Origin of the sequence: Streptomyces sp. CWNU-52B (genome assembly GCF_047444975.1) — a bacterium.
GTDB lineage: Bacteria > Actinomycetota > Actinomycetes > Streptomycetales > Streptomycetaceae > Streptomyces.
Genome location: NZ_JBLFJV010000029.1, coordinates 22,406 through 29,647 on the forward strand (window position 1 = coordinate 22,406; position 7,242 = coordinate 29,647).

A 7,242-nucleotide genomic window follows, 5' to 3' on the forward strand; every position below is an offset into this window, starting at 1 on the left:
ACACAGCTGCGGAATTGTCGTGGGGAGTGCTCAGACCGGTCAGACCGGCCAGAGGAGTGGGACGGGTCAGACCGGTAGGCACAGGCGCAGCGCGTCGTAGATCGCGCCGTGGATGTTGCGGGCGGCTACGGCGTCGCCGATGCGGAACAGCTGATAGCGGCCCGCGTGGTTACGGACCACGGTCTGCTCCGTGTGTGCCAGCAGGGCGCGGTGGTCGACCTCGCCGAGGTTGGTCGAGCCGGGGAGGAGGCCGAAATACAGGGTGTCCGCCGGGAGCGTTCCGTGTTCCACGATCACGTGGTCCACGATCCGGTCGGTCCTGGTCTCGGTGTACTCGCTGTAGAGGGTCGCCGAGAGTCGTCCTTCCCCGGTCCGGCGCACGGAGTGGAGCCGCTGGGTGAGCGTGGTCGTGACGCCGTGCGCGGTGAACGCCCGTAGGTAGGCGGGGGAGTTCACGCTGCCGACGTCGGGGGCGAGGGTGCGCTCCGGGGTGACGTACTCGATCCGGACGCCTGGGGACGCGGTGAGGACCTCCACGGTGTCCATGGCCGGGTAGCCGCCGTGGTCGTCATAGACGAGGATCTCACCCCGCAGACGCGGCAGGGAGCCCGTCATCACGTCCCAGGTGTCGTGGACCAGCCCCTGACCCGCGGCGAGGAAGCTGCGGTCGGGCGTGCCGCCGGTGGCGACGATCACGAGATCGGGGTGTTCGGCGAGGACGTCGGCCTCCTCGGCGTAGGCCGCCAGGCGCAGGTCGACGCCGAGGTGTTTGCACTCGGCGACGCGCCAGTCGACGATCTGGACCAGGTCGCCCCGGCGTGGGTTCGACGCGGCCAGCCGGATCTGTCCGCCGGGCCGGTCGCCGGCCTCGAACAGGACGACGTCGTGGCCGCGTTCACCCAGTACCCGAGCCGCCTCCAGACCGGCCGGACCGCCCCCGACGACAACGGCCTTCCTGCGGCGGCCGATTGTCGGGGAAATGGTGTGCGGTACCTGGAGTTCCCGACCGGTGGCGGGGTTGTGGACGCACTTGGTGTCGCCGGAGTCGTAGATCGCGTCGAGACAGTAACTCGCCCCGACACAGGGCCGGATGCGGTCCTCCTGACCGGCCATCACCTTGGCGACCAGGTGGGGGTCGGCGATCTGCGCGCGGGTCATTCCGACCAGGTCGAGGAGCCCTTGACGCAGGGCGTGTCGGGCGGTGGCGACATCCGCGATGCGCGCGGCGTGCATCACGGGGACGGAGAGCCGGCGCTTCATCTCGCCGACGAATTCCAGGTACGGGCCGAGCGGAGTGCCGATGGGCGGGATGGCCTTCGCCAGGGAGGCGTCGCTCTCGATGGAGCCGCGGATGGCGCTGATGAAGTCGATGCCGGCGGCGGTGAACCGCTCGGCGGCGACGAGCGCCTCGTCGAAGGTGAGACCGGGGCCCAGGTCGCGGGGACGGACCTCGTCGAGCATCATCCGGATGCCGACGATGAACTCCGGGCCCACGGCCTCCCGGACGGCACGGATCACCCGGTGCGGGAACGCCATGCGGTTCTCCAGGCTGCCGCCGAGTTCGTCGTTGCGGTGATTGGTGGACGGAGAGAGGAAGCTGTCCAGGAAGTGGCCGTACGCCTGGATCTCGATGCCGTCCAGTCCGCCGTCCCGGCAACGGATCGCCGCCGCCGCGTAGTCGGCGGTGATCCGGTCCAGGTCCCACGCCTCGGCCGCTTTCGGGAAGGCGCGGTGCGCGGGTTCGCGCAGGGCCGAGGCGGACACCAGCGGCAGCCAGTCCCCGGTGAAGTTGCTGGTACGCCGGCCGAGATGGGTGATCTGGCACATGACCGCGGCGCCTGCTTCGTGCAGGTCGTCGGCGAGACGGCGCAGCCACGGCACGATGTCGTCGCTGTACAGGAGCAGATTGCCGAACGCGGGTGGGCTGTCGGGCGAGACCACGGCCGAGCCGCCGATCATCGTCAGGCCGACCCCGCCCCGAGCCTTCTCCAAGTGGTAGGCCCGGTAGCGGTCCTTGGGCATGCCCTCCTCGCCGAACGCGGGTTCGTGCGAGGTACTGACCACGCGGTTGCGCAGGGTGAGGTGCCTGAGCTGGAAGGGCTGGAGCAGAGGATCCAGGGCGGTTGAGGGCACAGCAGCTCCTCGCGGGCGTTCGGGGTCGACGGCGGGTTTTTTTGTCGCGCCGCGTCTTGGGGAAGCCGAATCGGCTGTACGAGAGCAGATCATCGTTGTCGCGCTATGCGAAACGCGATCGTGATACGAGACAAAGAGTGGGGGTGGGAATCCCCGGCAGTCAAGAGTGCGCGGACCTTCTCCGTCTCCCCGGTCCGGTGTCGTGGTGCCGCGGCAGCTTCGCGCCGGGCTCAGCCGTGCTTCACGAACCCCCGGCGCCAGGAGATCTTCGCGCCGGCCTCCAGTACCAGTTCCGCGAGGTCGGGACGGGTCTCCTCGTTGATCCGGAAGGTCGGCCCGGACAGTGACACGGCCGCGATGAGCTGTCCCTTGAGGTCGTGGATCGGTGCGGCGATGGCGGCCAGTCCGATCTCGTGCTCCTCGCTGGTGGTGGCGTAACCGCGCTCGCGTACGGTTTCGAGCTCGGCCGCGAGGCGCACCGGGTCGACGATGGTGCGCGGGGTGTACTGCTTCGGCCGCTTCGCGAAGAGCTCGGCGATCTCGTCGGGGGGCATGCGTGCCATGAAGAGCTTGCCCGCGGATGTGGCGTGCATGGGGGAGCGTTGGCCGACCCAGTCGATGCTCATGATCGCCGAACCGATCGCCTGGCCGATACTGATCACGTCGTAGCCGTCCCGGATCGCGACGTTCACGGTGTCACCCGTGGCCGCGGCCAGCTCATGGCAGATGGGGCGGCTCAGACTGGCGAGGTCGCTCACCTTGCCCACGCCGCCCGCGAGTTCGGCCACGGTGTACCCGATGCGGTACCGCCCGCGCTCGGCGTCCTGCTCGACCATGCCGCGCGACTCCAGGGTCGCCAGCAGTCGGAACACCGTCGACTTGTGCACGCCCAGTTCGTCGGCGACCTCGGTCACGCCGCTCGGGCCGTGCTTGGCCAGCATCTGCAGAATCGACACCGCCCGGTCGACGGACTGCACAGAGCGATCACGGGGGCGGCTGCCGTCGCTGGTCATGCCCGAAGGGTAGCCGAGCGGGCGGACGCCGCCCGTGAGCACCGGGCGTCCGGCCGCATGCGAGCTTTTCGGCCACCGGGGCCGCTGCGGGCCTGGTCGGAAGGTGGCGGCATCGGCCGTGTCCGGCGTCCGCGAGACCAGCGGAACATCGACCGGGGGCCGGAGGTGGCGAAGTGGGCCGGCGCCGATGAACTCCGTTGCGCCGCACTGGTCATGAGGTGTCGTCAGGTACGAGCGGTCTTGTCCAGCATGGTCAGGAACCGCTCCGAGAAGAGGTAGGCGTCGCCGGGCCAGCGGGCCGAGAGGTAGTTGCCGTCCTCGACGACGTAGGCCGGGCGATGGTCGGTGGCCGTGCCCCGCCGTGACAGCGTGCGCGGGCCGCGCCGGAAGTCGGACGGCGAGGCGAGGGCGGCCGTGATCTCGTCCTCCACATACGCCGGGTAGGTGCGGTAGTAGCGGCCGAGGCGCCAGGCCGTCAGCAGATAGGCGGATCGCTCCAGGTACTTGGGCAGGCAGGTGGTGCGGCGCCCGTGGAGCACGCTGCGGTGGGTGGTCGGGTCCTGTGCGCGGGCGAGTACCAGCGGCCCGTGGCAGATGGCCGCGACCGGCCGCCCCAGCTGCCAGAATTCGGCAACCTTCAGCTGTAGCACCGACGATCCCAGATACTGCCGCATCCCTGGGGCGTGCCCACCGGCCAGCAGCAGACCGTCGTAGTCGGAGGCCACGAGATCCTGCCAGGCCACGACACCGCGAAAACGTGGGTCGGCCACCATCCGGCGGTAGAACCGCTTGGGCTCCGGCTCGGCGCCGAGCCGGCCGAACAGGACCCCCTCCAACAGACTCGGGTCAGCGGCGGGACCGGCTCCCAGACGCTCCGTCGCGACGACCACTTCATGGCCCGCCCCGGTGAGCATCTGCCAGGGAACGGCCACTTCGGTGACGTCGAAGTCCTGGTCGGGCAGGGGCATCAGTATCCGCATGGGCACATCGTGCGCGGTCGAGTCGGGCCGATCAACCGTGGCCCGGTCCTCGCAGCGCAGCTGAGGATCTGTGGGGGACCTTCCTGGTGGTCGCTTCCGATCTTCGGGTGGGCCTGCCGCTCATCGGCACCTCCACTCGGGTCGGCGAAGATCACCCACTACGACCACCCACTACGGCCACCTGCTACGACCGCCCACCACGACCGCCTGCCGGCGGCCGCGCAGCCGGGGCCCCGAACCGGGCCACGTAGTGCCACACCTTCTTGACCGCCTGGAGGTCATGGAGGCCGACACGTGCGGAGTCTCCGACGACCCGGGGATCGAGCATGCCGTCGACCGCGATCCGCGTGCCCAGGTCGACGTATTCCTGACCGCGGTAGCCGGGGTGACGCCGGAGTTCCTCGACCCCGAGTCGGAAGCCGCGGTGCCACTCCACCGGGCAGCCAAGACGCAGAGCCGCGACCTCGACCGCCGTGCCTCGGTAGCAGGGGTCCAGCACCAGCGCCTCCACATCGCGTGGCAGCTGGACCGGGCCGTGCACCTGCGCCTCGATGTAGTCGTCGAGCTCGTCCTGACGATCGGCGCGGGCAAGCTCGACAAGCCCCATGCGGGCCGCGACACCGAAATTCGACGGTTCGAGGAAACTGTCCGGGTAGCAGAACGTGCTTCGCGTCAGTGTCCGGGCCGTCAGCCGGAAGTGGGCCGAGCCGAACCGCGGCGCCCCGCCGACCGGCTTGCGCCGGAAGTTCAACGCCCCGTAGACCGGGCGCTCATGAGCGGTCGCTTCGTCGTAGGCCCCGTCGAAGATCCGGCTCTCCCAGCGCCACCGGTCGCCGCCTGGATGTGCGGTCAGGCCGCCGTTGCTGGTCCCGGTGACGAACTGCGAGTGGTAGACGCCGCCTTCGGCCATGGCGTCCAGGATCGGTCTGCCGTGCAGCAGACGGTCCGGGTGGAAGTTGAGGGTCACCCGCAATGCCGGATCCATCGGCGGGCCCGAAGCCAGGTCCGCGACATGCCGAAGGGCCCGTTCCCGCGCTGCCCGGGAGGCTGCAGAGCTCATCGGCACAGTGTTCCCCACTCTGGAGCACGGCCGCACGTCTCCCGCGCCCGGATGAGGGGAGCGGGGCGCGGGAGACGCGCGACCGGCCGGAGTGTGGGTCAGCGGGTGAAGGCGGTCCGGTGTTCCTTGAGAGCGGCGCAGTTGGAGCCGGTCACCGAGACGTACACGTTGTTGATGTGGCCGCCCCAGTCGACGCAGTGGCCCTTGCCGTACACGTAGGCCGGTCCCGCGTACGAGGTGTACTGGCCGTAGTCGTCGGCACCTTCGTCGGTGTCGGGGACGTAGACCCAGGTGGACATCTCCACGGCGGTGCCCGGGGTGCTGCGGATGGTCGCGACGCAGTTCTCGCCGTTGGCGGAGTTGTAGGTCAGGTAGACGGTGCCCAGTGAGCCGACGGCCGCAGAGTTGACGGTCTTGTAGCTGCTTCCACAGACCTTCTGCGGGGTGGTGTTGGGCGCGGCGGAGGCGGGCACCGCCAGAGCGGTGCCGGCTCCCACGGTCAGGGCGGCGAAGGCGGCTACTGTCAGGACAGAACGGTTGAATCGCATATTTCCCCCTTGCGATCTTTAGAGGCGATTGCCCCTGCATGATGTGACACGCGGGACCGCAGAACGGTTGTGCGTCGCCCGTAAGAGATTTGCGGCCCGAGTCATGGCCGCGCGGAGGCCGCCGACCGGACTCCGGCAGTCGGGGGTGGTTGTCGAGAAATCAGGTTGTCATGTGATGTGCGTGGGAGTTGTGAGAAGTTCTCGCATGACTCTTGGGGTCCGGTCTCACGCGGAAGACTCGCAGAGGCTCACTCGGCGCTTTCGAACAGGTCGGGCGCCGGCCCATGGGATGGGAGACCGATCAACGATGTTCACTATGGTACGGAGCAGAGTGCGGGCAGTCGCGCTCGCGCTCTCGGTCGTCGCGGGACTTGCCCTCGGCGCGACCGCCCCGACCGGCGCGACAGCGGCCCCCGCCCTCGCGAAGGAGGGGCCGACCTCGGTGGCGTACGTCGAGGTGAACAACAACAGCATGCTGAACGTCGGCAAGTACACCCTCGCCAACGGCGGTGACAACGTTTTCGACGTCGCTGTGATCTTCGCGGCGAACATCAACTACGACACGGGCACGAAGACGGCCCAGCTGTACTTCAACGAGAACGTGCAGCGCGTACTCGACAACGCCGCCACGGAGATCCGTCCGTTGCAGCAGAAGGGCATCAAGGTCGTCCTCTCGGTGCTCGGCAACCACCAGGGCGCGGGCTTCGCGAACTTCCCGTCGGAGCAGGCGGCTTCGGGATTCGCCAAGCAACTGTCGGACACCGTGGCCGAGTACGGTCTCGACGGCATCGACTTCGACGACGAGTACGCCGAATACGGCAACAACGGCACGGGGCAGCCCAACGCCAGTTCGTTCGTACAGCTCGTGACCGCCCTGCGCGCGAACATGCCGAACAAGATCATCAGCCTCTACAACATCGGCCCGGCCGCGTCGCGCCTCTCCTACGGCGGCGTCGACGTCTCGTCCAAGTTCGACTACGCCTGGAACCCGTACTACGGCAGTTGGCAGGTCCCCGGCATCGCACTGCCCAAGGCGCAGCTGTCGCCCGCGGCCGTCGAGATCGGCCGGACCTCGCAGAGCGTGGTCACCAGCCTCGCCCGCCGCACCGTCAGCGAGGGGTACGGCGTCTATCTGACGTACAACCTCGACGGCGCCGATCGCAGTGCCGACGTCTCCGCGTTCACCAGGGAGCTGTACGGCAGCGACGCCCGCTACACGCCGTGAGGCGACCGCGGTCCATGGCACGACAGTGATCCGTGTGCGCAGCGCCCCCGACAACGATGTCGGGGGCGCTGCGTCGTTCGTGCCACGGGTGGTGAAGGCGCGCGGGAGGTGAGGGCGAGCCCGGTGCGGCCGACGAACGGGGCACCCGGCGACGGCCTCGTTGACGGATACCTGGGTGGTGGTCCAACGGTCCTTGTGGGTGGGGACGTTCAGTCCTGTTGTCGCGGACCTTCGGCATCGGGTGTGGGGGGTGTTGTGGCGGGAGGGTGGGTGGTGTCAGGAA

6 protein-coding genes are annotated in these 7,242 nt (G+C 69.0%); 1 reads left to right on the forward strand and 5 read right to left on the reverse strand.

Annotation, left to right across the window (positions count from 1 at the left end; genetic code table 11):
* Window positions 1-66 precede the first annotated feature (66 nt).
* The 5 genes from ACLVWQ_RS26845 to ACLVWQ_RS26865 all read right to left on the reverse strand — a co-directional run bounded on the left by ACLVWQ_RS26845 (window position 67) and on the right by ACLVWQ_RS26865 (window position 5,734).
* Window positions 67-2,133, reverse strand: coding sequence for an FAD-dependent oxidoreductase (locus ACLVWQ_RS26845; RefSeq protein WP_414111754.1), 2,067 nt, complete (start codon window positions 2,131-2,133; stop codon window positions 67-69).
* A gap of 230 nt (window positions 2,134-2,363) precedes the next feature.
* Complete coding sequence (locus tag ACLVWQ_RS26850; RefSeq protein WP_414111755.1) at window positions 2,364-3,146, reverse strand: IclR family transcriptional regulator; 783 nt, start codon at window positions 3,144-3,146, stop codon at window positions 2,364-2,366.
* 224 nt (window positions 3,147-3,370) lie between these two features.
* Complete coding sequence (locus tag ACLVWQ_RS26855; RefSeq protein ID WP_414111756.1) at window positions 3,371-4,126, reverse strand: type 1 glutamine amidotransferase domain-containing protein; 756 nt, start codon at window positions 4,124-4,126, stop codon at window positions 3,371-3,373.
* A gap of 184 nt (window positions 4,127-4,310) precedes the next feature.
* Window positions 4,311-5,186: a DUF3626 domain-containing protein gene (locus ACLVWQ_RS26860; protein ID WP_414111757.1), complete on the reverse strand. Its 876-nt coding sequence runs from the start codon at window positions 5,184-5,186 to the stop codon at window positions 4,311-4,313.
* 98 nt (window positions 5,187-5,284) lie between these two features.
* Window positions 5,285-5,734, reverse strand: coding sequence for a spore-associated protein (locus ACLVWQ_RS26865; RefSeq protein ID WP_414111758.1), 450 nt, complete (start codon window positions 5,732-5,734; stop codon window positions 5,285-5,287).
* Between the two features lie 307 nt (window positions 5,735-6,041).
* Here ACLVWQ_RS26865 and ACLVWQ_RS26870 point away from each other — a divergent pair, with 307 nt between their 5' ends.
* Window positions 6,042-6,959, forward strand: a complete 918-nt coding sequence (locus ACLVWQ_RS26870; RefSeq protein ID WP_414111759.1) for an endo-beta-N-acetylglucosaminidase H — start codon at window positions 6,042-6,044, stop codon at window positions 6,957-6,959.
* Window positions 6,960-7,242 lie beyond the last annotated feature (283 nt).

Bases quoted from the DNA above. Each gene is read 5' to 3' on its own strand.
- ACLVWQ_RS26850 (WP_414111755.1), bottom strand. From the start codon at position 3,146: ATGACCAGCGACGGCAGCCGCCCCCGTGATCGCTCTGTGCAGTCCGTC.
- ACLVWQ_RS26855 (WP_414111756.1), bottom strand. From the start codon at position 4,126: ATGCGGATACTGATGCCCCTGCCCGACCAGGACTTCGACGTCACCGAA.
- ACLVWQ_RS26860 (WP_414111757.1), bottom strand. From the start codon at position 5,186: ATGAGCTCTGCAGCCTCCCGGGCAGCGCGGGAACGGGCCCTTCGGCAT.
- ACLVWQ_RS26865 (WP_414111758.1), bottom strand. From the start codon at position 5,734: ATGCGATTCAACCGTTCTGTCCTGACAGTAGCCGCCTTCGCCGCCCTG.
- ACLVWQ_RS26870 (WP_414111759.1), top strand. From the start codon at position 6,042: ATGTTCACTATGGTACGGAGCAGAGTGCGGGCAGTCGCGCTCGCGCTC.